This window comes from Sporosarcina ureae, assembly GCF_029267015.1.
Classification (GTDB): domain Bacteria; phylum Bacillota; class Bacilli; order Bacillales_A; family Planococcaceae; genus Sporosarcina; species Sporosarcina ureae_D.
On sequence record NZ_JARIEA010000042.1, the window covers coordinates 90,392 to 117,325 of the forward strand.

A 26,934-nucleotide genomic window follows, 5' to 3' on the forward strand; every position below is an offset into this window, starting at 1 on the left:
GAGCCTTTCTAATGTTTGTAGTATTCGGAGGGCTCTTTTTCATATTATTCGGCAGAATTCTTTTTATTCAGATGACGGGCCAAGTAGATGGTAAAGAATTAGCGAAGATCGCTTCTAACCAATATGAAAGAAATGCAGTCTTACAAGCTAGCCGAGGGGCTATCGTAGACCGAAACGACGTGGCGATTGCATCGGATACATTAAGCTACCATGTGGTGGCTGTAGTGAACGAAGCGGCAAGTAATAACAGCAAAAAGAAATATCATGTAGTCGATTATAAAGAAACGGCAAAAGTATTAGCTAAGTATTTGCCACTAAAAGAACGTGAAATATACGATAAATTGAAAAATGCCAGAGAAGGTGCTTGGCAAATTGAATTTGGTCGCGCTGGCAAAGATTTGAATCGTGACACGGTATTGAAAATGAAGGAAGAACTCGATAGAAAAAAATTATCGGGTATTTTGTTTGTAGAAGGTAAAAAACGATTCTATCCCAATGGTCGTTTCGCTTCGTATTTAGTGGGCTTTGCTCAAAAAGAAGAAACGGAAAATAACCAAACGGTCACCAAAGGAAAAATGGGGCTTGAAAAAACGTATGACAAGCAACTAACCGGTGTCGATGGGAAAGTGAATTACCAAGCGGATGTCTGGGGTACTTTATTACCTACTGCTAGCAAACAAATTGAAGAACCACAAGACGGTCAGACGATTAAACTGACATTGGATAAGACAATCAGTAATTTCGTGGAAGAAGCAATGGATAAAGTAGAAGAAGAATACTCACCTAAAAAAATGCTAGTGCTCGTATCTAATCCTAAAACAGGAGAAATTTTAGCGATGAGCCAACGGCCTACGTTTAATCCTATGACTAGGGAAGGTCTGACAGAAAACTGGCTGAATGATGCAGTTGAGCAGACGATTGAACCAGGTTCACCAATGAAGATGTTCACGTTGGCAACTGCCGTGGAAGAAGGCAAATGGGAACCAGACGAATATTTCCGATCTGGATCTTATCAAATCTACGATCAAACAATTCGTGATGTCAATGTAGACGGCTGGGGAACAATAACCTTCCTTGAAGGATTGCAACGTTCCTCTAACGTTGGGATGGCGTACTTGCTCGAAAGAATCGGAGATCAGAAATTTATCGAGTACGTTCATAAGTTCGGTTTTGGAAAACGAACTGGGATAGATTTGCCGAATGAAGCTCCTGGTGTTGTACTAGATAATTATCCAGCTGAACGATTGACGACTTCTTACGGGCAAGGGTCCACGGTAACGCCATTACAGATGATTCAGGCGGCTTCTGCAATCGCAAATAACGGGGTAATGATGAAGCCGTATGTAATTGATAAAATTATTGATCCGAATACGGAAGAAGTATTGGAGAATCATGAGCCTGAAGAGAGCGGAACACCTATCTCTGCAGCGACCGCTAAGGAAGTGCGGGAAATTTTAGCGACAACAGTTACTTCAGAAAATGGTACTGCAAAAAAATATCATTTAGAAAACTATGCAGTAGGTGGTAAAACAGGAACTGCCGAACTACCTAAAGAAGGTGGGGGGTATCAGAAAGGAGGGGGTAATTATTTGTACTCATTCCTAGGAATGGCACCAATTGATGATCCACAACTTCTGATTTACGTAACAGTTCAGCAACCGAAATTAAAAGCAGGAGAGCTAGGTTCAGATCCTGTATCGAAAGTGTTTAATCCAATTATGGAAAACAGCTTAAAGTATTTGAATATCGCACCTGATGATGAACAAGTAGTTCCAGTGAAAAAGGTTGGGGATTACGAAGGAGAAGATGCAGAAACGGCAGCTTCTTTGGCTGTTGAGGACGGCTTCCAAACCGTGTTGATCGGAGAGGGCGGCAAGGTATCCAAACAAATACCAAAAGCAGACACGAAGTTAACAGAGGATTCGATAGTCTTGTTGGAAACAAAAGGAGACACGACATTCCCTGATATGACAGGATGGTCTAAAAAGATGGTTCTTTCATTTATGCATCTTTCAAAGTTGGATATTCGAATCAATGGTGAAGGCTATGTTGTTGGACAAAGCATCACGGAAGGAACGTTAGTAAATAAGAAAGATCCAATTGTCGTCGAACTTCGAACACCGGAGCAACAATATAATAAAAAGAAGAGTAATGACAATAAAGAAGAGGACGAAGAGGACCAAATCATGGGTGGCTAATGTATAGCACGCAATTTCACAGCATACCTTAATAGAAAAAAAGGTAGTGAGTCTTTGCGGTCATTTATTGATATGCAGTCAAAAAAACGTTTACGTGTAGCCTTCATTTGTTTTCTCTTCGGTCTACTACTCGTTATAGGGAAACTATTTCATGTGCAGATCATTAAACATGAGTGGCTGAAAGAAAAAGCAGAAGAAAACTGGGATATTGAAGTGCCTTTTGGGGCTATGCGAGGGAATATTACGGATCGAAGTGGGAAGTTAATTGTTGGAAACAAACTAGCGCCCACATTATATTTCATGCCAGCACAAAATCCTGACATTTCCAGTGATATACCTGCGATTGCAAAAATCCTTCAAATGCCTCCGGAAAAATTAGAGGAGAAACTGAAGAAAAAAACCTATATGGTGAAACTGGCTCCCGAAGGAAAAAATATCACCAAAGAACAAGGGGATGAAGTCTCGAAACTGCAAGTAGCCGGCTTGTATGTAGGAGTAGATTTCATCCGCTACTATCCATATGATGATCTGTTAGCTCGTTTGCTCGGTTTTACTGGATATGATGGCAATGGCTTAGCGGGAATTGAGTACGCGTACGATGAAATTCTGAACGGAACAGGGGACAAAGTACGACTGTTCACTGATGCTAAAGGAATTGCCTTGCCCCATGTAGAGGATAGCTTTGAACATGGTAAAGATGGCTCGACTTTGGAACTGACGATTGATCTTAAAATGCATCAAATCGTCGAACGCGAACTGATTCAAGCGATGGAAAAGTATGATGCAACACAGGCGTTAGCTATTATTATGAACCCGAAAACGGGTGAATTGTTGTCACTAGCATCCGTGCCAGGTTTTGATCCGCGCGAATATCAATCAGCGGATTCCACTATCTATAACCGCAACTTGCCTGTCTGGATGACATACGAGCCGGGTTCTACATTCAAAATTCTTACCTTGGCTGCTAGCTTAGAAGAAGACGTCATCGATTTGGAAAATGAAAACTTTTATGATCCTGGTTACAAAATCGTTGCAAATGCCAGATTACGATGCTGGAAAAGAGAAGGTCATAAAGATCAAACATTTTTGGAAGTAGTAGAGAATTCATGTAACCCTGGCTTCATTACGATGGGGCAGAGACTCGGTAGTGAAAGGTTAGATCGTTATATTCGTGAATTTGGCTTTGGTAGCTCAACAGAATCAGGTATTGCCGGAGAATCGAAAGGTATTTTATTTTCTAAGGAAGCATTTGGACCTGTTGAACAGGCAACCACTTCGTTCGGGCAAGGAATCTCTGTCACCCCGATCCAACAAGTGCAAGCTGTTGCCGCAGCTATTAACGGTGGTAAACTTTATAAGCCCTATATTGTCAAATCTATAAAGGACTCTGATGGTAAGACGATTAAACAGTTCAAACCTGAATTGAAAAGACAAGTAATCAGCGAAGAAACATCAGCTAAGGTGCGTCACGCTCTTGAATCGGTTGTAGCGAATGGATCAGGTCGTAATGCTTTTGCAGATGGCCTTCGAATAGGTGGTAAAACAGGGACCGCACAAAAAGTAGAGAATGGTCGCTATAAAGATGGTGATTATATAGTCTCCTTCATTGGTTTCGCGCCTGCAGATGATCCTGAACTACTCGTATATCTAGCGATCGATAGTCCGAAAAACTCGATTCAATTCGGAGGAGTTATCGCTGCACCGATTGTCGGGCGAATCATTGAAGAAATTGCTCCGATCGCTAACATAGAACGAAGGAAAGAACAGTTAGAAAAAGAGTACCGATGGGGTGACGCGATCACATTCCGTTCACCTGATTTACTTGGAATGAATGAAAAAGAATTGTTGTCTCAAAATTACACATTCAAAATAAAGTGGCATGGAAAAGGTAAGAAGGTTATTCGACAGTTACCAGCTCCTAATTCTTTGATGACTGTGGAAGACACAATTCATTTATACACAGAATAAGCAGTGCTTCACTGACACGCAATTGATAGTAGAAGGAGAACTTAACATGACACTCGGCACCACAGTCACGATAATCGCTGTTTCATTTTTTGTATCAGCGATTATCGGGGTGATCATCATCCCATTACTTAGAAGGTTGAAATTTGGTCAAAGTATACGAGAAGAGGGCCCACAAGCGCATATGAAAAAAGCGGGTACTCCCACTATGGGAGGGCTCATCTTCCTTCTCTCTATATTGATTTCAACACTAACTTTATCTTACATAAACGACACACTAACTACTCATACGATTGTGTTATTGATCGTGCTGATCGGTTTCGGAATCATTGGCTTCCTCGATGATTTTATTATTATCGTAGCGAAGCGCAACTTAGGGTTGACATCACTTCAGAAATTAATCGGTCAGATCATCATTGCGATCGTTGCCTTTTTCTTACTGAAACTCGGACCATTCGAAACGACCGTAACGATTCCTTTCACGGATCTTGGGATAGATCTCGGTGTGTTTTATGTGGCGTTTTTAGTATTTTGGCTTGTAGGTTTTTCTAACGCAGTCAATTTAACGGATGGCTTAGATGGTCTAGTAGGCGGTACATCGGCTATTGCATTCTCTGCCTTCGGTGTATTTGCGTTAGCGTATGAGCAAAATGATATCGCGTTATTTTCATTTGTAGTAGCGGGTGCAATGCTTGGGTTTTTATTATTCAACATCAAACCAGCGAAAGTATTTATGGGGGACACAGGTTCACTGGCATTAGGAGGCGCACTCGCTATGATTTCAGTATTGATCAAACAGGAGTTGTTGCTGTTGGTCATCGGAATTGTATTCGTAGTAGAAACGCTTTCTGTCATTATTCAAGTCATCAGTTTTAAAATGACTGGAAAACGTGTATTTAAAATGAGTCCCATTCATCATCACTTTGAATTATCTGGCTGGTCAGAATGGAAAGTAGTCATTGTGTTCTGGGGTGTGGCATTACTTGCTGCCCTCGTACCGGTCTTTTTGGAGGTTATGTAAATGAAGAATACAGAACAATTCATAGGGAAACGGGTACTTGTAGTCGGACTTGCGAAGAGCGGAGTCGCAACGGCAAGTTTGCTTCAGCGTCTTGGCGCGGAAGTTGTAGTCAATGATTCAAAGCCTGCAGAAGGTAATGAAGAAGCGATGGAACTTCAAGCACAAGGAATTGAAGTCATTGGAGGGGGGCACCCGAGTGATTTACTAGAGCGGAATTTCGACTTCATCGTAAAAAATCCGGGTATCCCTTACACTAATTCGTTACTAGCGAAGGCTGTTGAGCAGAATATTCCGATTTGGACTGAAGTTGAATTGACTAGTATTCTTAGCGAGGCTCCAATTATTGCGATTACTGGATCGAACGGAAAAACGACGACCACTACATTGTTGTATCACATGCTAAACATGGGTAAGAAACATCCATTAATAGCTGGTAACATTGGAACGGTTTCTTGTACGGTTGCTGAAAAGGCGAAAGCGAATGAAGTAATTGTACTTGAGGCTTCGTCGTTTCAGTTAGCTGGGACAGAAAGCTTTACTCCGCATATTGCAATTTTTACGAATTTGTATGAAGCGCATTTGGATTATCATGGATCGATGAATGAATATCTCGATGCGAAGTTGCACGTAGCACGCAACCAAACTTCGGAAGAATACTTAATCTTTAATGCGGATCAACAGCTAATTAAAGAAGCAATAGAATCATTCGAATCCCACAAAGTACCTTTTTCAGTTCTTGGAAAAACTAGAGAAGGTATTTCAGCAGATGAAGAATGGATTTATTGGCTTGGTGAACCTTTCATAGAAATTAAGCATATTAAATTACCGGGCCGTCACAATTTAGAAAATGTTTTATCCGCAACGGCAGCAGCCATATTGTCCGGGTGTGAAAAAACAGCGATAGAAAATGTTTTGAGTTCTTTCACCGGTGTTCGCCATCGCATGCAATTTGTTCGTGAAGCAAATAGCCGTACAATATACAATGACTCAAAAGCTACGAATACATTGGCTACAAAAAGTGCTCTTTCCTCATTTAAGAAGCCAATCGTTTTGATTGCAGGGGGACTAGACAGAGGTCATTCATTTGAAGAATTACGACCTTATATGAAAAATGTTCGTGCTGTCGTCACGATAGGGGAGACGGCAAACCGTTTTGCAGACTTTGCTAGGTCTTGTGGCGTTGCTGAGACTGTCCAAGCAACAACAATGCAAGATGCAGTCCAGAAGGCATATAAGTGTAGCTGTGAAGATGATGTGATTCTACTGTCGCCGAGCTGTGCAAGTTGGGATCAATATAAGAGCTTTGAAATTCGGGGCGACGAATTTATTGATGCAGTAATGAAGTTGTAAATCCTTTGTAATAGTTGGAGAGTAAAATGAAAAACTGACTGATTAATTTGAGGAAGGATGCGAACGCTGGAGAGAACCTACCGAATAATCTTTTTGACAACCGCCTTACTATTGTCGCTGATCGGATTAGTATTCGTGCAATCGGCAGGATCTTATTGGGGAGAAGTTCATTATCAAGATTCTTCTCCATTTATCGTCAAGCAAGGCATCTATATGATTATATCTTTGGCTGTCGCTTATGTGCTGGTCAAAAGTCCGTTGACATCACATCCTAAATTCTGGACGTATTGTTATATTGGATCGATTCTCATGTTGGTTGCGGTACTGATCCCAGGTATTGGAGCTGTGCGAAACGGTTCTCAAAGCTGGATCGCGTTTGGTCCAATCAGTTTGCAACCGGCGGAATTTGTAAAGGTAGCATTGCTTGGAAAATTAGCAAGCGGTATGAAGAAACATAAAGACAAGTCTTGGCAATGGCAACATTTCGCTTGGATTTTATTACCCGCAACGTTGATCATGTTGCAACCTGACCTTGGCTCTGCCGTCATCATGATAGTATCTGCTTTTGTCATTCTTTTCTTAGCGGGCTACCCATTGTCATTCTTTATTTTTCTTTTTGTCTCAGGACTCGGTGCTTTTATCGCACTTATTCTAGCTGCACCCTATCGTCTGGATCGAATTAAATCCTATATTGATCCATGGAACGATCCTCTCGGTACGGGGTTTCAAAGTATTCAATCCTTATTCGCGATTGCTCCTGGTGGATTATTCGGCCATGGCTTCGGGAATAGTCGTCAAAAGTTTTTGTACTTGCCTGAACCTCAAAATGATTTTATTTTTTCCATTATTGCAGAAGAAATTGGATTTATAGGTGCAGCAACTATCGTCTTGCTGTTTATCTTGCTATTCGCTTCTGCATTCGGCATAGCGATTCGATTGAATAACTGGAATTCATTTTTAATTGTCACCGGTATGGTGTCCATGATCACTTTCCAAACGTTTTTAAATATGGGAGTCGTCTCGGGTTTGCTGCCTGTAACAGGGGTGACGTTGCCTTTCATTAGTTATGGAGGGTCCTCGCTGTTGACTACTTGGCTGGCTATCGGAACGATTCTACATTACTCTGCGAATAAAAAGGCAGGATGAAAGGAGAACAGGATGTGGAGAAAGTAATAGATATTGAAGATCGAATTCCATCCATGCGTAAAAAACGCAGAAGAAGAGCCAATATAAGTTTTCTTCTGCTCGTTGTAATATTCGTCCTTGTTCTTCTTGCCTTGTTGTATTTCCAATCTTCATTAAGTGATGTTTCGAAAATATCCATTAATGAGACTGTTTTACACGAAAGCGAGGAGTATATAGACCAAAGCGGGTTGTACAAGGGACAATCACTATGGGGCTTCCGTGCTAAAGATATAGAAAAAAACATCAAGAAAATTCCTGGTGTAAAAGATGCGAAAGTCAAAAGAAATTTTTATAATGATGTTTCCATTAACGTTGCGGAATGGGAACCCATTGCCTATGTAGAAAGTCAAACGCAATATGACCTTCTATTAGAAAATGGTGAACGACTGGTAACAGCCGATCCTGATATTCTTTCACACGCACCGATTCTTTCTGGTTTTAATGAACCTGAAGCGACAGATCGAATGATTGAACAACTACAAGAGATGGATAGTTCAGTCTTTGAACTTCTCTCGGAGCTTCGTTATGAAGGAAAAGACAAAATTGACGTATTTATGAGTGATGGATATGAAGTCCATGCTGTAATTTTAGGTTTTGCTGAAAAAATGTCCTACTACCCAGATATTATTGCGCAATTGCCTAAAGAAGAAAAAGGGGTACTAGATATTGAAATTGGCGTGTTCTTTAAAACATATACAGATTTCTACAAAGAACCAATACCGGTAGATATGGAAATCCCACTACTAGACGGAAAGCCGGACGTAACAAAAGGGAAACCGGCGGATGTAGAAATTGAAAAGGAGGAAGAAAGTGAGCAAGAAACTGAAGAAAACTAGAGAGAAGCGCGGCAAACAACTTGTGTTGTCTATCGTCTTTTTAGTACTGGGCTTCATGCTTGCATTTTCCTATCGAACAATTGGCAGTAAGCAACAAGTATTGAGTCCGGAGCAAACCAATTTATTTCAGCAAGAAGAACAGTACCGTGCGGATCTAATTGAACAGCAAGAAAGAAACAAAGAATTGACCAATGAATTACTTGAGAAACAAAAAGAAGTGCATTCGTTTGAACAAGACTTCTCCGATAAAGAAAAAAATCATGCAGTTCTTGTAGAGAAAGCGCGGGATTTAAGATTATTACTAGGTGATATTCCGTCAAAAGGTCCGGGGATTAAAGTGACACTGGAAGACGCGGATTATGATCCCTCAGTACAGAATCCCAATGATTATATTGTTCATGAAAGTCATGTCTTACGTGTAATTAATGAATTGAAAATCGCAGGTGCGCAAGGAATGACTATAAACGGCCAACGAATTAATTCGAATTCGTATATAAAATGTACAGGCCCTGTTATTATGGTTGATGGTAGAACGTTTCCGGCACCTTTTATTATAGAAGCAGTAGGGGATCCGAAAGTGCTGTCTCCAGCTCTGCATTTAAAAGGCAGTGTCATCGATGGCTTGTTGCGAGATAATATTGTCGTCACATTAGAGGACATGAAGGAAGTTCAACTGCCTGCGATTCGTGACGAAGTATGATGGATTGTGGGGGGGTAGAGTGAAGCAGAAAATACACTGGAAGTTCACATTAATACTAGGTATAGTGGGATTTGTATTGGCTTTACAATATAACTCGATGAATACTACATCTCCACGTGATACACGAGATTTATGGGCTATTCGTAAAGAGTTGTCGAATGAAAAGAAAATACACTCTGAACTTTTAGAAGAACTTAGAGGAATTGACCAGACGCTTGCTTCGTACAATGCATCACCTGAAGCAAATGCAACTGGCGTACTACAAGACACATTGGACAAACTGTACAAACAAGCGGGATTCATGCCGACCACTGGTCCAGGATTTGTAATAGAGGTTGCTCCATCCCCAGAAAGTATTGCGTTCGGTTATGAAGTAGTACCAGTATCGTCTGAACTACTGGCTTGGTTTATTAATGTGGTCAATCAACAACAAGGAAACGAGTTAGAGATTGATGGCAAGCGCTTCACCACGTTAAGTTGGATCCGAGATATTAACGGCAACCTGACTGTTAGTGGGGAAGTAGTTTCCACACCACCGTTCGATATTAAAGTCGTGTCTCCTACAAAGGAAGCCAGTGAAAAATTGTATAATCAATTATTGACGACTACCATTCAGGATGAATTTTATTTAGACGACTTAGTTTTAACAATTAGTGAACCGGCGAACCGTATTACTTTACAAGGCTGGACGGGTGGTTTTGAAAACCGATTTTTAAAAGAACAAACAAAGGAGTAATGACAATATGTGGCTACCCTTACTTGGGCTCCTCCTTGGCGTTTCACTAGGTTTGCTCTCGGATATACAGATCCCGCAAGTATATAATAACTATTTAACTATTGCGATTCTCGCTGCATTTGATACACTATTTGGTGGAATCAGAGCCTATCTTCAGCAAGTGTATGACGACAAAATATTCGTCAGCGGATTTTTCTTCAATATTCTTTTAGCAGCAGCACTTGCTTTTATCGGAGTGCACCTTGGTGTAGATCTGTACTTGGCAGCCGTCTTTGCGTTTGGTGTGAGATTGTTTCAAAACATCGCGGTTATCCGAAGAATCCTGCTTGCAAAATGGACAGGAAGAAACAAAAATCCCAATACAAATGTGTGATATTAAATGTTTTTAGAAGAGGGTGTTGAAAATATTTAGACAAAGCAGTCATAATACAATAGAATGGAAGTTACTAGTTACATTAAGGAGGTGTCAATAATTGAGTAAATCAAATCATTACGTATCACTTGATATAGGATCATCCACAATTAAAGTCTTGATTGGGGAGATGGATCAAAATGCCCTACATGTTATAGGCGTGGGGAATGTACAATCTGCTGGAATTCGAAAAGGAACAATTATTGATATTGATGCCACTGTCCAGTCAATCCGTAAAGCGATTGAGCAGGCTGAACGAATGACAGGCTTAAAAATTGAAGAGGTGGTTCTTGGTATACCTGCAAATGGTGTCCAGTTCCAAAACGTTAAAGGTGTAGTAGCAGTAAACTCTGAAAATCGTGAAATTACAGATGATGATTTGGAAAGAGTTATGAAATCATCACAAGTAATGAATGTTCCACCTGAAAGAGAATTCGTCAATTTAGTGCCTAAGCAATTTATTGTCGATGACTATGATGAAATAACAGATCCACGTGGTATGATGGGAGTAAGATTGGAAATGGACGCAACGTTGATTACGACGTCCAAAACTCAACTACATAACATTTTACGCTGTGTAGAAAAAGCAGGGTTACAGATTCGTGAAATTTATTTGCAACCATTGGCGGCAGGTACATTCGCATTATCTGAAGATGAAATGTATCATGGAACTGCCTTCATCGATATTGGCGGAGGGTCAACTACGGTATCGGTATTTGCTGAAAATCGTTTGATCAGTACGTCTGTATTACCAGTCGGCGGGGATCATATTACAAAAGACTTATCCATTGTCTTAAAGACGCCTACAGAACAAGCAAGAATGATTAAGCATCAGTATGGACATGCCTATTATGATGACGCTTCCGATGAAGAATTATTTGAAGTGCCAGTAGTAGGGTCGGATGCTAAAGATCAATACAGTCAGCGTTATATCTCTGATGTTATCGGTTCACGTCTAGAAGAATTGTTCGAATTGATTCTTGAAGATTTATATGCAACAGGTATTCGTGACTTGCCTGGTGGTATCGTCATTACTGGCGGAACAGCTAAATTGGACGGTATTTTACAGTTAGCTCGTGATGTCTTCAAAACTAGAGCAAGATTATACACACCAGAGTATATTGGTGTCCGTGAGCCGATGTATTCCACAGCGGTTGGCTTAATTCGCTATGCGTACATGGAAGATGTATTCTTTGGTTATGAAGAAGAGCCAGCTGGTTCACCTCAATCACCAGACTCCATATATGAAGTCGCGGAACCTTCGGCTAAACCGGTTAAACCGAAAAAAGAAAAAAGTCAAGGATTCATGAAACGCGCTAAAAAAGTATTCGACAATTTCTTTGAGTAATATATTGCTTTAGATGGGGAATTGCAGATAATTTAGAGGAGGAAAATCAATGCTTGAATTTGAGACGAACATAGATGCATTAGCAGTAATTAAGGTTATTGGAGTAGGCGGCGGCGGAAATAATGCGGTCAACCGTATGATCGAACATGGGGTGCAGGGCGTAGAGTTTATCGCGGTAAACACAGATGCACAAGCATTGCAATTATCATCAGCTGAAATCAAACTACAAATTGGTGAGAAGCTTACTAGAGGACTAGGCGCAGGCGCTAACCCTGAAGTAGGTAAAAAAGCGGCTGAAGAAAGTAAAGAACAGATCGAAGAAGCTCTACGTGGAGCAGATATGGTATTCGTTACAGCGGGTATGGGCGGTGGAACGGGTACGGGTGCAGCACCGGTTATTGCCCAAATCGCTAAAGATATTGGCGCATTGACTGTAGGTGTAGTTACACGTCCATTTACATTTGAAGGTAGAAAGAGATCAACTTCAGCAGCTGGCGGTATCGCAAGCATGAAAGAAGCAATTGATACTTTAATCGTTATTCCAAATGATAAACTACTTGAGATTGTAGACAAAAACACGCCAATGCTTGAAGCGTTTAGAGAAGCTGACAATGTATTGCGCCAAGGTGTCCAAGGTATCTCTGATTTGATCGCAGTACCTGGATTGATTAACCTCGACTTTGCTGACGTGAAAACAATCATGTACAACAAAGGTTCTGCATTGATGGGTATCGGTATGTCTACTGGTGAAAATCGTGCTGCAGAAGCTGCGAAAAAGGCGATTTCCAGTCCATTGCTTGAAACATCGATCGATGGAGCAAAAGGTGTCTTGATGAACATTACAGGCGGTTCGAACTTAAGTTTGTTTGAAGTACAGGAAGCGGCGGACATTGTTGCTACTGCATCAGACGAAAACGTCAATATGATCTTCGGTTCTGTTATCAACGACGACTTGAAAGATGAAATCATCGTCACAGTTATCGCGACAGGATTTAACGAAGAACAACTAGCTCCTTCAAGACAAAGAGGTCCTGGTGTAACAGGCGGCATGCGTCCACAACGTCCTGTACAACAGCAGCCACCAACACAACAAAGCAGATATGAAGAGCAACCACGTTACGAGCAACAGTCTGAGCCGAGACAGCCACAAGCTAATCAGCATCAGCACGATGAACAACTAGATATTCCAACGTTCTTACGTAATCGTACGCGTCGTAAATAATAGATAGAACAAGCTCCCCGCTTGAGAAGAAATTCTCTAGCGGGGAGCTTTTTTGCTTTCATAACAATCGCTCGCTCCGTCATATTTAAAAATATGTCGAAGCTTTTATCTTAAAGCATCCAAAGCCTGACAGGTTTTTCATTACACCCATGATAATCTGTTTGTAAGGAGGCCGGCATATGTATGGTGAACTGATGATAGGGATCAACATGCTCTTTAACTACGCCATCCTATCATTTACTAATAAAGTTGGAAATCATCAAACGAGCAGAAGGAGGTTATGGAGCGCAGCATTTATCGGTGCCTTCTTTGTTACATTGTTCCCGTATTCTGTGCCAGCGATGATCTTCACTTTTTTAGGAATGACGTATATTGCATTTGGACAAACAATTGGTAGTTGGAAAAGTTCCATCCTTGCTGTATTAATTGCAACATTTTTTGCAGGAGGATTGCTGACACTCATCTATGCACAAATTAGTATCAGCGCACATCAGAGCTTTTTATTCGTAGCTATTGGCCTCACGTATCTATCTTTATATATTGTGAAGCATAAATGGATTGATACACGCATGATGAATAAGTTAATGAGCTTTACGCTCGATTCGGAATTGATGTTATGGGGACAATCCATTCCACTTAAAGTATTCATCGATACGGGTAATCATTGCGTAGAACCGTTATCAGGGGATCCTGTACATTTTATTGGCTATCGGGCAGTTAAAGAAAAACTACCCGTAGATTTTGCTTCAGCGCTAGAGTCTTGGAATCCTGCAGAATCCCCAGACTTGGCCTGTTTCCCCGCTACTTATCAAAGAAGTCTTCGATTGATACGATTGCAAACTGTTCAAGGTGCTTCGTGGGCTGTAGGAATCAAGTATGATAGTTGGCTTCTCGATGGAGCATTATTACCTACTGGATATATTGTCTTGACGAAAGAACAGCGTAAATATCCACAAGGTGCTGCAGCTATTTTGCAAGTGAGCGCAATGGATGTACTAAAAGAAGAAGGGAGAACAGCTACATGTTGATAGAAGTGAAAAAGTGGGTTTCATATATTGCAGGATTCTTCAGACGAAAAGGTGGCATATTTTATATCGGGGGTCATGAATCTCTTCCAAAACCCCTCAATAAAGAACAAGAAGCAAAAACCATTGCAGCATTAATGAATGGAGATCCTGCTGCACGTGACACATTAATTGAAAAGAATTTACGTCTAGTCGTCTATATCGCAAGACGTTTTGATAATACCAATACGAATATTGAAGATCTAATCAGCATAGGGACGATCGGATTGATTAAAGCAATCGAAACATTTAAAGCGGATAAGAATATTAAGCTTGCAACATATGCTTCACGCTGCATTGAAAATGAAATTCTCATGCACTTACGTAAAACTAATCGTATTCGCTCCGAAATTTCATTTGATGAACCGTTAAATTCAGATGCAGATGGCAATGAATTGCTACTATCAGATATTTTAGGTACTGATGAAGATATTATTACAGACGATGTAGAGAAAAAGTTGGAGCGTCAATATATGATTGATGCCATTTCCATTTTAGATGAAAGAGAACGTTACATTATGGAACAGCGATTCGGATTGATGGGTACAAACGAAATGACACAAAAAGAAGTAGCGGATCTTCTAGGTATTTCACAATCCTATATATCGAGATTGGAAAAGAAAATAATTTCTGAACTCCGTGATCGGCTAAATCAACCAATTTCCTAAATGGACTTATCGGCAGAAATTGGCGATTCGTGAATTCGCATATTCTAAAGAGTTGAGGACAGACTACTCTGTACACTCACCTATAGAATGCGGAGGAAAAGCCAATGGTACGTACAAGAGTAGAAATTTGTGGAATCAATACGTCCGAGCTGCCATTATTGACGCCAACTGTGATGAAAGAAACATTCATTCGTTTGCAAAGCGGTGACGAATTTGCCAGAGATGAATTGGTGTTTGCGAATTTGCGTCTCGTACTCAGCCTAGTTCAACGCTTTAACTATCGTGGAGAACAGGCTGATGATTTATTCCAAGTTGGTTGTATTGGGTTGTTGAAAGCCATAGACAATTTTGATTTAAAACATAATGTCAGGTTTTCCACCTATGCCGTGCCAATGATTATTGGAGAAATTAAACGGCATCTTCGTGATCATCATGCTGTCCGTGTATCCAGATCGTTACGTGATATAGCTTATAAAGCCATTAGAGCAAAAGAACAATATGTCAACGAGCATCAACACGAACCAAGAATTTCTGATCTGGAGAAGATTACGGGAATACCGGAAGAAGATATACTCTTCGCTTTAGATGCTATACAAGATCCTATGTCGTTGCATGAGCCGATGAACAGTGATGGCGGCGATCCGATTTATATGATGGATCAGCTGCATGATCAGAGGGTGTCAGAAGACCGCTGGATGAACTATGTGTCCATTAAAGATAAAATGGGCGATTTAGATGAACGTCAACAGCTTATCGTCTCCAAACGATTTTACCTCGGTCAGACGCAAACCGAAATTGCCAAGGAGCTTGGAATATCGCAGGCGCAAATTTCTAGAATTGAAAAGCATGCGATGGAGCAGATTCGGCTTGGAATTGAGCAGAAGAAATAGTAATAGCTAGTAATATACAGAGACTGTCCTTGCCACTTGATTGTGGGGAGGGCAGTTTTTGTTTTGTTTGGCTGAGTTAGTAGAAGAGGAAAAGACAACGTTGATCGACGTTCTAGGCAGACGCCTCGGGAAAGCGTCCGTATCTGGAACGAAAATCCCGAACCACTTACCATGTGATTTCTCCCTAGCACTCCGAAACTGCAAGTCATTTTTTGCGTTCTCATTAAAACTCACTATGCATAGTATGAAAGAAGGAGGGGAAACTATGCGTTTTTCCAGCTTGCAGAAAAAAGAAGTGATTGAATTGAAAAAAGGATCATTCCTCGGATTTGTTCAAGATGCCACAATAGACATTGAAAAAGGGCAAATCGCACAACTTCATATTGGGGAACTTGAACGCTCATTTTTCACGGACAGCAAGTCAAAAGGTGTGCAGAAAATCGATTATAAAGATGTCATGACGATCGGAAAAGATATTATCTTGATAGATAATAAACAGCTTAATAAGTGACTTATCGTTGATATAAAGTGCTCTAATTGATACAATGAAATAAAGATGATGAAAAGTAGTGATAATATGGAACAAGTAGAACAACGACTAGCAACTATACAAAAACAAATAAATGAAGCATGTGAAACGTCAAATCGTTCAGTAGAAGACATCACGTTGATAGCCGTCACGAAGCAAGTTTCTTCAGCTCGGGCACAATCTCTATTGGATGTGGGTATACGGGACTTAGGAGAAAATCGTCTTGAAGGCTTGCTTGAAAAGCAAGAAGCGATTAAGGATTCGGTACATTGGCATTTCATTGGTAACTTACAGACACGAAAAGTAAAAGAATTAGTCCATACAATTGACTGTCTTCATTCGCTAGACCGTATGAGTCTTGCGAAAGAAGTGAATAAGCGGGCAAGTCAGCCGCTGGATTGTTTTGTACAAGTCAATGTTTCGGGTGAAGAATCTAAATCGGGTATTACTCCTGATGAAGTAGATGAATTTTTTGAGCAATTAGCAACTTATGAGAATGTTCATGTTATTGGACTTATGACGATGGCGCAAAATACGGAGGATGAATCCATAATTCGCGATACATTCCGTTCTTTACGTGAACTTCGTGACCGAATTGCAGCGAAAAAGTACTCCTACGCACCCTGTACAAAGCTGTCTATGGGGATGTCCAATGACTTTACAATCGCAATAGAAGAAGGTGCAACCCATATACGCATCGGCACTGCATTGGCCGGATCAGAAAGCGAGGAAACTGAATGAGCCTCAAAAAACGATTAGAAAAAATGTTTTGGGTACAAGAAGAAGACTTAGTTCAACAGCCTCAACCTAAACCTCAAAGTAAGCCTTCAAAAAGTGAACAGACTATTTCTCGCAAAGAGATGAAGAAACTTGGAGGTAAGAAGAGAGCTGTCAATAGCCGTCTTCAAAGTGGACAACAACAGTCTTCGTCTGCTCAAGCTCCAGTGATTAGCTTACAAAGTCTTCAAAAATCATCAAAAGTTATTTTACTCGAACCACGTTCTTATGCAGAAGTAGAAGACATTGCAGAACATTTAAAGAACCGTCGTTCCGTTGTAGTAAACTTGCAACAGATAGAACGAGATCAAGGGTTTCGTATCATTGATTTCTTGAGTGGGACAGTTTATGCACTCGGTGGCGATATTCAGCGGATTGGCGCAGATATTTTTCTATGTGCACCTGACAACGTAGAAGTAGCCGGTAAAATCACAGAATTTCTATCAGAGCAACAAGAACGATAGGCTACACAACTTAGGACTTTCACTAAATGAAGGTTGAACAATTTGAATGAGGTGTACATGTTATTATGATCGCATTATTAAATAATTCGTATCTTTTGATCTCTGGAGCGTTACAACTATTTTCAATCCTGTTAGTCATTTATATCTTGATGTCATGGGTTCCCTCCACTAGAGAAACAAAATTTGGTAAACTTATAGGGAAAATAGCGGAACCTTATTTAGGGTTTTTCCGTAAATTCATTCCACCATTCGGAATGATTGATTTTTCACCTATTGTCGCATTGCTGGCATTACAATTAATCAGTAGAGGAATCGGTCAAATTTACTTAATGATCTTCCAAGCATTGGTATATTGAGTATAACCTTAATTGAAAATGGAAATCCTCACAAGGTGAGGATTTTTTTATATAAGGAGAAGAAATAAAATGGATTCCATATTTCAACATTTTCGTAAAGACGAACAACCTTTTATTGAGAAAGTAAATAGTTGGGTGAAGGAAGTAGAAGATACTTATGCACCCAAGTTAACAGAATTTCTAGACCCTCGCCAGCGCTTTATTACTGAATCAATCGTCAGGAATTCAGATCTTACACTGACAGCTGAAGGTGGTTTTTCAGATGCAGAGCGACAGAGAGTACTCATTTATCCAGATTACTACATGCCGACTAAAGATGATTTTCAAATCAGTATTTACCAAGTGAACTACCCGCAAAAATTTGTTACGATGAAACATTCTCAATTGCTTGGATCCCTAATGTCTATAGGTATTGAACGTTCCCGATTTGGCGATATTCAATTAATGGAAGAAGCGGTGCAATTCGCGGTTGCACAAGAAGTTTCAGAGTATATTCATGTCAATTTCACCCAAGTTGGTAAAGTGAAAGTATCTGTGGAGCCGGTACTAAACGCTGAAGATTTCATTGATATAAAAGAAGAATGGACAGAAGAGCTATATATTATAAGCTCATTGCGTCTTGATACTGTCGTAGCCGCATTAACGAACAGTGCAAGAGCCAAAGCTTCTTCTTTAATTAAAGGAGAAAAAGTAAAAGTAAATTGGGCTATGATTGATCAACAGGCATTTGAAATAGAGGAATACGATGTTATTTCAATTAGAGGATATGGCCGGTTTAGAATTATGAGTATCGAAGGACGCACGAAGAAAGACAAAATCCGTGTGATGATTGGTGCGCTAGTATAGAGAGAATCCTTGATAAATTAGGAAAAGTAGTGTTTAATCAAGTAGTAAACACAATCACACTGTAAACTATGTAAGCATACTGAAAGGAGAAAGCGTATTATGGCTTTAACCCCTACGGATATACATAACAAAACGTTTAATACGAAATTTCGTGGCTATGATGAAGATGAAGTTAATGGGTTTTTAGAGCAACTTATGAAAGACTATGAAAACGTCTTAAAGAAAAATGAAGATCTTGAAAAAACGGTTTCTGATAATGAGGTAAAGATTACTCATTTTAATTTAATTGAAGAAACAATGCAGAAATCTATTTTGATTGCACAAGAGGCTGCAGAAGATGTACGAAAAAATGCGATTCAAGAATCAAAATTAATTATCTCTGAAGCGGAAAAGAATGCAGATCGTCTTGTGAATGATGCACTCGCGCAAGCAAGAAAAATTGCACTCGAAGTGGAAGTGTTGAAGAAACAGTCAAAAGTATTCAAAAGCCGTTTCAAAATGATGGTAGAAGCGCAGCTTGATATGATCAATACGGAAGACTGGGACGATTTGTTGAAGTATGAATTGGATACAACGAGCGTAGAAAGTGTAGCAGAGCAAGAATTAGATCTTCCGAATGTAGACAGTCTAGGCGAAGAACTAGTTAAGAAGACGGAAGAAGCTTGACAACTTACGACCACATTTTTATAATGAAATGTAAATTAAAATGAAGAAGCGTTGACGGAAAGAGTACTTTCTAATTATACTCATAGCGAGCCGGGGGCGGTGTAAGCCCGGTGGTACAGTAGAAACGAAAATCACTCCTGAGCTAGAACCTTTATATAGATCTTGGTTCTCGGTATCACACTGCCGTTATTAGTGTCTAAGCGGCAATTGCTTTATGCAATTGCAAGTAGGGTGGTACCGCGAGAATGAACCTCGTCCCTTTTTGGGATGGGGTTTTTTATATTCTAAAGCGAAACGCCCCGAGAACCTGGTGCTTGTGGCTAGCTGAATTCAAAAGCGAAAAGCACCGTTTAAGATCGAAAAACGTTCAAACCAATCACAAAATGATTCACACATATTTTAAGGAGGAATTATAATGGAATATAAAGATACATTGCTTATGCCGAAAACTGATTTCCCTATGCGTGGCAATCTGCCAAATAATGAGCCGAAAATGCAGGAAGAATGGAATGAAAAGAATATCTATCAGCAAGTACAGGAACGTACTGCAGATCGCCCGTCCTTCATATTGCATGATGGACCACCCTATGCGAACGGTGACTTACACATGGGCCACGCACTTAACAAAGTACTAAAAGATTTTATCATCCGTTATAAATCAATGTCTGGCTTCCGCGCTCCGTATGTACCGGGATGGGATACACATGGTTTGCCAATTGAGCAAGCCCTTGTAAATAAAAAAGTCGATCGCAAAAAAATGAGCACGGCTGAATTCCGTAAAATGTGTGAGGAGTATGCACTTCAACAAATCGACAATCAGCGTACACAGTTTAAGCGTCTTGGCGTTCGCGGAGATTGGGACAATCCATATATCACGTTGAAGCCTGAATTTGAATCTCGTCAAATTCAAGTATTTGGTGAAATGGCTAAAAAAGGATATATCTATAAAGGATTAAAGCCTGTTTACTGGTCACCTTCAAGTGAAACAGCATTGGCGGAAGCAGAAATTGAATATCAAGATAAAAAGTCTGCGTCTATTTATGTAAGCTTCCCGATCCAAGATGGAAAAGGTGTACTAGATGAAGATGTGAAGTTCTTAATCTGGACAACAACGCCATGGACAATTCCAGCCAACTTAGGAATTTCTGTTCATCCTAAATTTACGTATGCAGTAGTAAAAGTGCAGAATGAGAAATTTGTAGCAGCAAAAGATTTAGTGGAATATTTGGCGGAAGAGCTGGAGTGGGAAGAGTATTCCATCGAAAAAGAAGTTCAAGGTGCAGAGCTTGACCGGATTGTCGCCAGACATCCATTCTATGACCGTGATTCATTAGTTATGCTAGGTGAGCATGTTACAGCAGATGCTGGTACAGGATGTGTTCATACAGCACCAGGTCACGGTGAAGACGACTTCTACGTTAGTAAGCAATACGGAATCGATGCATTATCTCCAATTGATGACCGCGGTGTCATGACGGAAGAAGCGCCATTTTTCGCTGGTATGTTCTATGAGGATGCGAATAAAGCGGTAACTGAAAAGTTGGAAGAAGTCGGCGCACTTCAAAAGTTGTCATTCTTCACTCACTCGTATCCGCATGATTGGCGTACGAAGAAGCCGGTCATCTACCGTGCGACTGCACAATGGTTCGCTTCTATTGAATCGTTTAGAAGTGATTTACTCGACGCGATCCGTACTACTACATTCACACCGTCTTGGGGTGAAACACGTTTATTCAATATGGTCCGTGACCGTGGCGACTGGTGTATTTCTCGTCAGCGCGTATGGGGTGTTCCGATTCCGGTATTCTATGCGGAAAATGGTGAAGTAATTCTGACTGACGAAACGGTCAGTCATGTAGCCGATTTATTCCGTGAGCATGGATCAAATATTTGGTTCGAACGTTCTGCAAAAGAACTATTGCCTGAAGGCTACACGCACGAAGGAAGTCCGAATGGCGAGTTCACGAAAGAAACGGACATTATGGATGTCTGGTTCGACTCAGGAACAACACATCAAGGTGTACTTGATGAGCGTGATGATCTTCGTTATCCGGCAGATTTATATCTTGAAGGTTCGGATCAATACCGCGGCTGGTTTAACTCATCATTGACAACTAGCGTAGCGATCAATGGTATTGCACCGTATAAAGGTATCTTGAGCCATGGTTTCACATTGGACAAAAATGGTCGTAAGATGAGTAAATCTCTAGGAAATGTAATCGTCCCTTCAAAAGTCATCAATCAACTTGGCGCAGACATCGTGCGTCTATGGGTATCATCTGTAGATTATACAGCTGATGTTCGTGTGTCTGATTCGAACTTTAAGCAAGTTTCAGAAGTTTACCGTAAGATCCGTAATACGATTCGTTTCTTGCACGGTAACGTAGCCGACTTTAATCCAGCTACAGATCGCGTAGCATTTGATGATATGCGGGCAGTTGATCAGTACGTCTATGTGAAGTTGCAAGATTTGACTGAGGAAGTGCTTACAGCTTACGAGCAATATGCGTTCCCTACGGTCTATCACGCAATCAATAATTTCTGTACAGGCGTGCTCAGCTCGCTCTACTTGGATATTGCGAAAGATGTAGTCTATATTGAAGCTGCGAATCATCCGGATCGACGTGCAATGCAGTCGGTGATGCATGATACATTGATTACACTAGTCAAGCTCATCACACCGGTCTTGCCACACACAGCAGATGAAATGTGGAAATATATTCAGTATGTTGAAGAAGACAGTGTCCAATTGACGGATATGCCGAAAGCGGATCATAAAGGCGAACAAGCGGACAAGCTTCGTGAGCGCTTCGATAACTTGATGGAGATCCGTGATGATGTCTTGAAGGCACTAGAAGAAGCCCGTAACGCGAAAGTAATCGGTAAATCTTTGGAAGCCAAAGTGACAGTTGTATTACCTGAAGATCAACGTAGTGTTCTGCAAACAGAGGATATTGATTTTGCGCAATTCTTTATCGTATCCGCATTTGAAGAAAGTACGAATGCAGAACTGCCAAATGCAATGAAACTAGATCGCGCAACGGTCTTGGTTGAACCTGCAGAAGGTGAAAAATGTGAACGATGCTGGACTATCTCCAAGACAGTTGGAGAAGACACAGACCATCCGACACTATGTACACGATGCGCAACTGTTGTGAAAGAAAACTATGCGTAAGCAATCTTGATGTCTCAGCCATCATCATTCATTCGTGGATGATGATGGCTTTTTTTTACACAGTAGGACTGACAATCATATTGCAAGACAAAATTTGTGGTAAACTAAAGAAGAAATTAGCTGGACGGAGGGTAATGAAGTGATCGTTTATTATGCTATTGCTGTACTGGTCATCGGCTTGGATCAGCTGACGAAGTGGCTAATCGTAAAAAATATGGAACTAGGTGAACATATATCTGTTCTGGATCCTTATATCGCATTACTGTCCCACCGTAACCGTGGTGCTGCGTGGGGAATGCTAGAAGGGAAAATGTGGCTGTTTTTCATTGTAACTATTGTAGTAGTGGTGGCTATAATTTATTTCTTCCATACAGAAGGTAAAAAGGATCGACTACTAGGTGTGAGTCTGATGCTATTGCTCGGCGGTGCGATCGGTAACTTCATCGATCGACTAGTAAGGGGAGAAGTAGTAGATTTTATTAGCGTCCTGATTCCTGTGATTAACTATGATTTCCCGATATTTAATGTGGCGGATGCTGCACTGACAATTGCTGTCATATTGATTTTGTTACATGTACTACTTGATGAGAAAAAGAAAAAGAAAAAGGTGTCGTAATGGAAAGATTTGAATATGTAATAACAGAAGAACTTACAGGTAATAGAATAGATAAAGCATTGGCTACTCTTCAGCCAGACTGGTCACGTACGCAAATCCAGCAATGGGTGAAAGATGGGAATGTTCAAGTAAATGATAGTTCAGTTAAACCGAACTATAAAGTCAAGACAGATGATAAGATCGCTTTAGAGCAACCAGATGTGGAAGAGTATGATATAGAAGCAGAAAACTTAAACCTAGAAATCGTCTATGAAGATCAAGACGTGTTGGTTGTCAACAAACCAGTCGGTATGGTTGTCCATCCGTCAGCTGGCCATGTGAGTGGGACATTAGTGAACGGGTTGATGTACCAAGTGACGGACTTGTCAGGTATTAACGGCATCATGAGACCAGGCATCGTGCACCGTATCGATAAAGATACTTCAGGGTTATTGATGGTAGCTAAAAATGATAAAGCACATGTTTCATTAGTGAATCAGCTAGTGGATAAATCAGTAAATCGTGTCTATACAGCATTAGTTCACGGACATATTCCACATGACAACGGTACGATTGATGCACCAATTGGACGAGACAAACGAGATCGTCAAAGAATGGCAGTTGTGGATGATGGAAAACATGCTGTTACACATTTTAAGGTTCTTGAACGTTTTGGAGACTATACATTGGTTGAATGCCGTTTGGAAACAGGAAGAACTCACCAAATCCGCGTGCATATGAAATATATTGGCTATCCACTTGTAGGAGATCCGAAATATGGCCAAAGAAAAACAATAGATTTTGGAGGACAAGTACTCCATGCTGGAACGGTAGGATTTGATCATCCCGAAACGGGTGAATATATGGAATTTACCGCTCCGTTGCCTGAAAATTATAAACAATTACTCAATGAATTACGTCCTTGATAGTCGTTGACAAACGCTTGTGGTGAGATGTATACTCTATTAAGCAATTGAATAGCGATACCTTTAATGTCAGTCCTGTGAGGCTGGGAAGGTTGCACGGAATTACATGATAGCTTACTGCGGTAAGTATCGATGTATGCTTTTTTCTGCACGTCCGCCCTCCAGTCTACTCTGACTGGAGGGTTTTTTGTAGACTATAGGTGAAAAAGGAAGGGGATTTATGATATGGCGGAAAAAGCAGCAATACTCGATGAGCAAGCCATGACTCGGGCGATCACACGTATTGCACATGAAATTATTGAAAAGAATCGTGGCATTGATCAATGTATATTAGTAGGCATTAAAACAAGAGGGGCCATCTTGGCTAAACGCTTAGCCGATAAAATCGAATTAATTGAAGGAAAACCAATTAAAAAGGGTGAATTGGATATCACATTGTATAGAGATGATCTTCAATTGAAGAATGCCCAAGGAGAAGCATTTGTTCAACAAGTGAATATTGAGCACGATGTGGCCAATCAAAAAGTTATCTTAGTTGATGATGTTCTCTACACAGGTAGAACAGTCCGAGCAGCATTAGATGCAATAATGGACTTAGGAAGACCTTCTTCCATACAGCTGGCGGTATTAGTAGACCGTGGTCATCGGGAACTACCGATTCGACCGGACTTTGTCGGGAAAAACATTCCGACTTCAAATGAAGAACGGGTCGTAGTCAGTATGATCGAAACAGATGCAACGGATGGAGTCACTATTCATACACGAACATTATAAGCAGCTGGGGGAAATGACGGATGAGCGTTAAAGTATTGGATGTACATGAAAAGCCGCAACCGGTGCGCTGGCTTGCATTAAGTTTACAGCATATGTTTGCTATGTTTGGCGCGACAATCTTAGTACCACAACTAGTAGGTTTAAGTCCTGCTATCGCACTATTAACAAGCGGAATTGCAACTATCGTATTTATAATCGTAACTAAGTTTCAAGTGCCCGCATATCTAGGCTCTTCATTCGCCTTTATTGTTCCGATACAGATGGCGACTCAATCTGGCGGTATAGGCAGTGCGATGATTGGTAGCATGTTCGTTGCGCTAGTCTATGCCATCATATCGTTACTGATTTACAAGACAGGTTATAACTGGATTATGAAGTTATTACCGCCAATCGTAGTTGGTCCAGTCATCATGGTAATTGGATTGGCAATTGCACCAACAGCTATTAGTATGGCAAGCACGATTAATGTGGATGGAGCAGATGTTTATAGTGGATTGCACTTTTCAGCAGCTCTAGTCACACTTGCTTCTGCAGTGTTCTGCCTAATGTTCTTTAAAGGAATTATCAGCTTGATGCCAGTACTAATCGGTATTATGGTCGGGTATATCTACTCTGCCTTCATCGGCATACTGGATTTCAGCAAAGTAGTAGAAGCGAAATGGTTTGCGGTACCGGAGATGCTAATTCCAGGCATTGACTATGAATTTGTCGTAACGCCAACGCTACTGATCATCATGGTGCCAATCGCGATTGTAACTATTTCTGAACATATTGGTCACCAGCTTGTGTTGGGCAAAGTAGTAGATCGGAATTATATCGAAAGTCCAGGATTGCATAGGTCATTGCTTGGTGATGGACTAGGTACTCTACTGAGTGGATTGGTCGGAGGACCACCTAAAACTACATACGGAGAGAATATTGGTGTACTAGCTATTACACGTGTTTACAGTGTGTATGTCATTATGGGGGCCGCTGTATTTGCGATACTCTTCTCTTTCATAGGTAAAATTATGGCGTTAATTGCTACAATTCCTACAGCGGTACTTGGTGGAATATCGATTCTATTGTTCGGTATCATTGCTTCATCAGGGATGCGGATGCTCATCGATCACAAAATCGACTTTGATAATCAACGGAATCTAGTCATCGCATCCATCATTTTGGTTATCGGAATCGGTGGAGCGACTATCAATATAAGCGAGACATTCCAAGTCGGAGGTATGGCATTGGCAGCAATTGTAGGAGTGCTGCTGAATCTAGTATTGCCAGGTAAAACGAATGATACCTTGATGGATGAAGAAGAATAGAAAACAAAAAGTAGTACGTGCACTTCGTGAAGGGGGAATATGTGATGGAACATTTAGTTTCAATGAAAGACCTGAAAGTGGAAGAAATCATGCTCATACTCGATAGGGCAGCGATTTTTAAGCGGCTGGGCTTCCGGGAATTGCCTGGAACTTATACCGTCTGCAACTTGTTTTTTGAACCTAGTACAAGAACAAAAACGAGTTTTGAAATGGCAGAGCGTAAAGTAGGCGCGCAAATTATCCCCTTTGAGACGAGTTTCTCTAGTACGTTAAAGGGAGAAACGCTATATGATACGATTAGGACGTTGGAAGCAATAGGTTTGGATGCACTGGTTATAAGACATCCAGCCGATGGTTTCTATGAAGAGTTAATTAAACGAACGAATGTCGCAATCATTAATGCAGGAGATGGATCCGGTCAACATCCTACACAATCCTTGCTCGATATCTTCACGATTCAAGAAGAGTTCGGTCAATTTGAAGGGTTAAAAGTATTGATTGCAGGAGACATCGCCCATAGTCGAGTAGCACGTTCGAACGCAGAAGCTTTGCGCAAGTTAGGAGCTGACGTCACGTTCCTTTGCCCGCCGGAATGGGCAGGAGAATTCGATAGCGTCGACAACTGGGATGAGGTTATTGAAACGAGTGATGTAGTCATGCTTCTCCGAGTACAACATGAACGTCACAATACAGAGATGGCGTATACGAAAGCTGCTTATCACGAACAATATGGTCTTACGATTGAACGGGCGGCCAGAATGAAAAAAGGTGCGATCATCATGCATCCTGCTCCAGTCAACCGTGATGTAGAAATAGCAGACTGTTTAATAGAAAGTCCACAGTCGAGAATTTTTAAACAAGTAGAAAACGGCGTCTATATTCGGGCTGCTGTTCTAGAACTTATATTGAAGGGGCGGAAGTAAT

26 protein-coding genes and 1 other annotated feature are annotated in these 26,934 nt (G+C 40.8%); all 26 genes read left to right on the top strand.

The window, feature by feature from the left end:
- The first annotated feature begins 11 nt into the window (after positions 1 to 11).
- The 26 genes from Q7P97_RS06305 to Q7P97_RS06430 all read left to right on the top strand — a co-directional run bounded on the left by Q7P97_RS06305 (position 12) and on the right by Q7P97_RS06430 (position 26,933).
- Positions 12 to 2,198, top strand: a complete 2,187-nt coding sequence (locus Q7P97_RS06305) for a penicillin-binding protein (RefSeq protein ID WP_303968058.1) — start codon at positions 12 to 14, stop codon at positions 2,196 to 2,198.
- 72 nt (positions 2,199 to 2,270) lie between these two features.
- A complete protein-coding gene (locus Q7P97_RS06310; protein ID WP_303968162.1) occupies positions 2,271 to 4,166 on the top strand; it encodes a penicillin-binding transpeptidase domain-containing protein in 1,896 nt (631 codons plus the stop codon).
- Between the two features lie 46 nt (positions 4,167 to 4,212).
- Positions 4,213 to 5,184, top strand: a complete 972-nt coding sequence (gene mraY / locus Q7P97_RS06315; protein WP_303968062.1) for a phospho-N-acetylmuramoyl-pentapeptide-transferase — start codon at positions 4,213 to 4,215, stop codon at positions 5,182 to 5,184.
- The gene (murD, locus tag Q7P97_RS06320) at positions 5,185 to 6,534 is read left to right on the top strand and encodes a UDP-N-acetylmuramoyl-L-alanine--D-glutamate ligase (RefSeq protein WP_303968064.1); all 1,350 of its coding nucleotides are present in this window, start codon (positions 5,185 to 5,187) and stop codon (positions 6,532 to 6,534) included.
- Positions 6,535 to 6,591: 57 nt separating this feature from the next.
- On the top strand, positions 6,592 to 7,680 hold the full coding sequence (gene ftsW, locus Q7P97_RS06325; RefSeq protein ID WP_303968067.1) for a putative lipid II flippase FtsW: 1,089 nt from the start codon (positions 6,592 to 6,594) through the stop codon (positions 7,678 to 7,680).
- Positions 7,681 to 7,694: 14 nt separating this feature from the next.
- Positions 7,695 to 8,555, top strand: a complete 861-nt coding sequence (locus tag Q7P97_RS06330; RefSeq protein WP_303968070.1) for a cell division protein FtsQ/DivIB — start codon at positions 7,695 to 7,697, stop codon at positions 8,553 to 8,555.
- Positions 8,530 to 9,255, top strand: a complete 726-nt coding sequence (locus Q7P97_RS06335) for a DUF881 domain-containing protein (protein WP_303968072.1) — start codon at positions 8,530 to 8,532, stop codon at positions 9,253 to 9,255. Before Q7P97_RS06330 ends, Q7P97_RS06335 begins: the two co-directional genes overlap by 26 nt.
- Before the next feature lie 19 nt (positions 9,256 to 9,274).
- On the top strand, positions 9,275 to 9,991 hold the full coding sequence (locus Q7P97_RS06340) for a DUF881 domain-containing protein (RefSeq protein ID WP_303968075.1): 717 nt from the start codon (positions 9,275 to 9,277) through the stop codon (positions 9,989 to 9,991).
- A 7-nt stretch (positions 9,992 to 9,998) separates the two neighbouring features.
- A complete protein-coding gene (locus Q7P97_RS06345; RefSeq protein ID WP_303968078.1) occupies positions 9,999 to 10,364 on the top strand; it encodes a small basic family protein in 366 nt (121 codons plus the stop codon).
- Between the two features lie 100 nt (positions 10,365 to 10,464).
- A complete protein-coding gene (gene ftsA, locus Q7P97_RS06350) occupies positions 10,465 to 11,751 on the top strand; it encodes a cell division protein FtsA (protein WP_303968081.1) in 1,287 nt (428 codons plus the stop codon).
- Positions 11,752 to 11,800: 49 nt separating this feature from the next.
- Positions 11,801 to 12,973, top strand: coding sequence for a cell division protein FtsZ (ftsZ, locus tag Q7P97_RS06355; protein WP_303968083.1), 1,173 nt, complete (start codon positions 11,801 to 11,803; stop codon positions 12,971 to 12,973).
- Between the two features lie 179 nt (positions 12,974 to 13,152).
- On the top strand, positions 13,153 to 14,001 hold the full coding sequence (locus Q7P97_RS06360) for a sigma-E processing peptidase SpoIIGA (RefSeq protein WP_303968085.1): 849 nt from the start codon (positions 13,153 to 13,155) through the stop codon (positions 13,999 to 14,001).
- Positions 13,995 to 14,705, top strand: a complete 711-nt coding sequence (sigE, locus tag Q7P97_RS06365) for an RNA polymerase sporulation sigma factor SigE (protein WP_085428572.1) — start codon at positions 13,995 to 13,997, stop codon at positions 14,703 to 14,705. Before Q7P97_RS06360 ends, sigE begins: the two co-directional genes overlap by 7 nt.
- Positions 14,706 to 14,809: 104 nt before the next feature.
- Positions 14,810 to 15,595, top strand: a complete 786-nt coding sequence (sigG, locus tag Q7P97_RS06370; protein WP_085428573.1) for an RNA polymerase sporulation sigma factor SigG — start codon at positions 14,810 to 14,812, stop codon at positions 15,593 to 15,595.
- 58 nt (positions 15,596 to 15,653) lie between these two features.
- Positions 15,654 to 16,106 carry a PRC-barrel domain-containing protein gene (locus tag Q7P97_RS06375; protein ID WP_303968092.1) on the top strand — a complete coding sequence of 151 codons (453 nt, stop codon included), beginning with the start codon at positions 15,654 to 15,656 and terminating at the stop codon, positions 16,104 to 16,106.
- Positions 16,107 to 16,172: 66 nt separating this feature from the next.
- The gene (locus Q7P97_RS06380) at positions 16,173 to 16,865 is read left to right on the top strand and encodes a YggS family pyridoxal phosphate-dependent enzyme (RefSeq protein ID WP_303968095.1); all 693 of its coding nucleotides are present in this window, start codon (positions 16,173 to 16,175) and stop codon (positions 16,863 to 16,865) included.
- On the top strand, positions 16,862 to 17,365 hold the full coding sequence (locus Q7P97_RS06385) for a cell division protein SepF (protein WP_303968097.1): 504 nt from the start codon (positions 16,862 to 16,864) through the stop codon (positions 17,363 to 17,365). Before Q7P97_RS06380 ends, Q7P97_RS06385 begins: the two co-directional genes overlap by 4 nt.
- 65 nt (positions 17,366 to 17,430) lie before the next feature.
- A complete protein-coding gene (locus tag Q7P97_RS06390) occupies positions 17,431 to 17,721 on the top strand; it encodes a YggT family protein (protein ID WP_085428576.1) in 291 nt (96 codons plus the stop codon).
- A 69-nt stretch (positions 17,722 to 17,790) separates the two neighbouring features.
- Positions 17,791 to 18,567 carry a YlmH family RNA-binding protein gene (locus Q7P97_RS06395; RefSeq protein WP_303968101.1) on the top strand — a complete coding sequence of 259 codons (777 nt, stop codon included), beginning with the start codon at positions 17,791 to 17,793 and terminating at the stop codon, positions 18,565 to 18,567.
- Between the two features lie 99 nt (positions 18,568 to 18,666).
- Complete coding sequence (locus Q7P97_RS06400) at positions 18,667 to 19,233, top strand: DivIVA domain-containing protein (RefSeq protein ID WP_085428578.1); 567 nt, start codon at positions 18,667 to 18,669, stop codon at positions 19,231 to 19,233.
- A gap of 42 nt (positions 19,234 to 19,275) precedes the next feature.
- Positions 19,276 to 19,496: a binding site (T-box leader), on the top strand.
- Positions 19,497 to 19,648: 152 nt separating this feature from the next.
- A complete protein-coding gene (gene ileS, locus Q7P97_RS06405; protein WP_303968104.1) occupies positions 19,649 to 22,408 on the top strand; it encodes an isoleucine--tRNA ligase in 2,760 nt (919 codons plus the stop codon).
- A 139-nt stretch (positions 22,409 to 22,547) separates the two neighbouring features.
- Complete coding sequence (lspA, locus tag Q7P97_RS06410; RefSeq protein ID WP_099692657.1) at positions 22,548 to 23,024, top strand: signal peptidase II; 477 nt, start codon at positions 22,548 to 22,550, stop codon at positions 23,022 to 23,024.
- The gene (locus Q7P97_RS06415; RefSeq protein WP_303968109.1) at positions 23,024 to 23,929 is read left to right on the top strand and encodes an RluA family pseudouridine synthase; all 906 of its coding nucleotides are present in this window, start codon (positions 23,024 to 23,026) and stop codon (positions 23,927 to 23,929) included. Before lspA ends, Q7P97_RS06415 begins: the two co-directional genes overlap by 1 nt.
- 225 nt (positions 23,930 to 24,154) lie before the next feature.
- Positions 24,155 to 24,703: a bifunctional pyr operon transcriptional regulator/uracil phosphoribosyltransferase PyrR gene (gene pyrR / locus Q7P97_RS06420; protein WP_085428583.1), complete on the top strand. Its 549-nt coding sequence runs from the start codon at positions 24,155 to 24,157 to the stop codon at positions 24,701 to 24,703.
- A 20-nt stretch (positions 24,704 to 24,723) separates the two neighbouring features.
- On the top strand, positions 24,724 to 26,010 hold the full coding sequence (locus Q7P97_RS06425; protein ID WP_303968113.1) for a uracil-xanthine permease family protein: 1,287 nt from the start codon (positions 24,724 to 24,726) through the stop codon (positions 26,008 to 26,010).
- 44 nt (positions 26,011 to 26,054) lie between these two features.
- Positions 26,055 to 26,933 (top strand): aspartate carbamoyltransferase catalytic subunit, encoded by an 879-nt coding sequence (locus Q7P97_RS06430; RefSeq protein WP_303968116.1) that lies wholly within the window; start codon positions 26,055 to 26,057, stop codon positions 26,931 to 26,933.
- The last annotated feature ends 1 nt before the right edge of the window (position 26,934 follow it).

What these genes read in the sequence shown, in the direction of transcription:
- Q7P97_RS06430 (WP_303968116.1), top strand. Translation starts at nt 26,055, where the DNA reads ATGGAACATTTAGTTTCAATGAAAGACCTGAAAGTGGAAGAAATCATG.
- Q7P97_RS06415 (WP_303968109.1), top strand. Translation starts at nt 23,024, where the DNA reads ATGGAAAGATTTGAATATGTAATAACAGAAGAACTTACAGGTAATAGA.
- sigG (WP_085428573.1), top strand. Translation starts at nt 14,810, where the DNA reads ATGGTACGTACAAGAGTAGAAATTTGTGGAATCAATACGTCCGAGCTG.
- Q7P97_RS06305 (WP_303968058.1), top strand. Translation starts at nt 12, where the DNA reads ATGTTTGTAGTATTCGGAGGGCTCTTTTTCATATTATTCGGCAGAATT.
- Q7P97_RS06345 (WP_303968078.1), top strand. Translation starts at nt 9,999, where the DNA reads ATGTGGCTACCCTTACTTGGGCTCCTCCTTGGCGTTTCACTAGGTTTG.
- Q7P97_RS06310 (WP_303968162.1), top strand. Translation starts at nt 2,271, where the DNA reads ATGCAGTCAAAAAAACGTTTACGTGTAGCCTTCATTTGTTTTCTCTTC.
- Q7P97_RS06395 (WP_303968101.1), top strand. Translation starts at nt 17,791, where the DNA reads ATGGATTCCATATTTCAACATTTTCGTAAAGACGAACAACCTTTTATT.
- Q7P97_RS06390 (WP_085428576.1), top strand. Translation starts at nt 17,431, where the DNA reads ATGATCGCATTATTAAATAATTCGTATCTTTTGATCTCTGGAGCGTTA.
- Q7P97_RS06425 (WP_303968113.1), top strand. Translation starts at nt 24,724, where the DNA reads ATGAGCGTTAAAGTATTGGATGTACATGAAAAGCCGCAACCGGTGCGC.
- Q7P97_RS06385 (WP_303968097.1), top strand. Translation starts at nt 16,862, where the DNA reads ATGAGCCTCAAAAAACGATTAGAAAAAATGTTTTGGGTACAAGAAGAA.
- ftsW (WP_303968067.1), top strand. Translation starts at nt 6,592, where the DNA reads ATGCGAACGCTGGAGAGAACCTACCGAATAATCTTTTTGACAACCGCC.
- Q7P97_RS06380 (WP_303968095.1), top strand. Translation starts at nt 16,173, where the DNA reads ATGGAACAAGTAGAACAACGACTAGCAACTATACAAAAACAAATAAAT.
- sigE (WP_085428572.1), top strand. Translation starts at nt 13,995, where the DNA reads ATGTTGATAGAAGTGAAAAAGTGGGTTTCATATATTGCAGGATTCTTC.
- ileS (WP_303968104.1), top strand. Translation starts at nt 19,649, where the DNA reads ATGGAATATAAAGATACATTGCTTATGCCGAAAACTGATTTCCCTATG.
- pyrR (WP_085428583.1), top strand. Translation starts at nt 24,155, where the DNA reads ATGGCGGAAAAAGCAGCAATACTCGATGAGCAAGCCATGACTCGGGCG.
- Q7P97_RS06400 (WP_085428578.1), top strand. Translation starts at nt 18,667, where the DNA reads ATGGCTTTAACCCCTACGGATATACATAACAAAACGTTTAATACGAAA.
- ftsZ (WP_303968083.1), top strand. Translation starts at nt 11,801, where the DNA reads ATGCTTGAATTTGAGACGAACATAGATGCATTAGCAGTAATTAAGGTT.
- murD (WP_303968064.1), top strand. Translation starts at nt 5,185, where the DNA reads ATGAAGAATACAGAACAATTCATAGGGAAACGGGTACTTGTAGTCGGA.
- Q7P97_RS06360 (WP_303968085.1), top strand. Translation starts at nt 13,153, where the DNA reads ATGTATGGTGAACTGATGATAGGGATCAACATGCTCTTTAACTACGCC.
- mraY (WP_303968062.1), top strand. Translation starts at nt 4,213, where the DNA reads ATGACACTCGGCACCACAGTCACGATAATCGCTGTTTCATTTTTTGTA.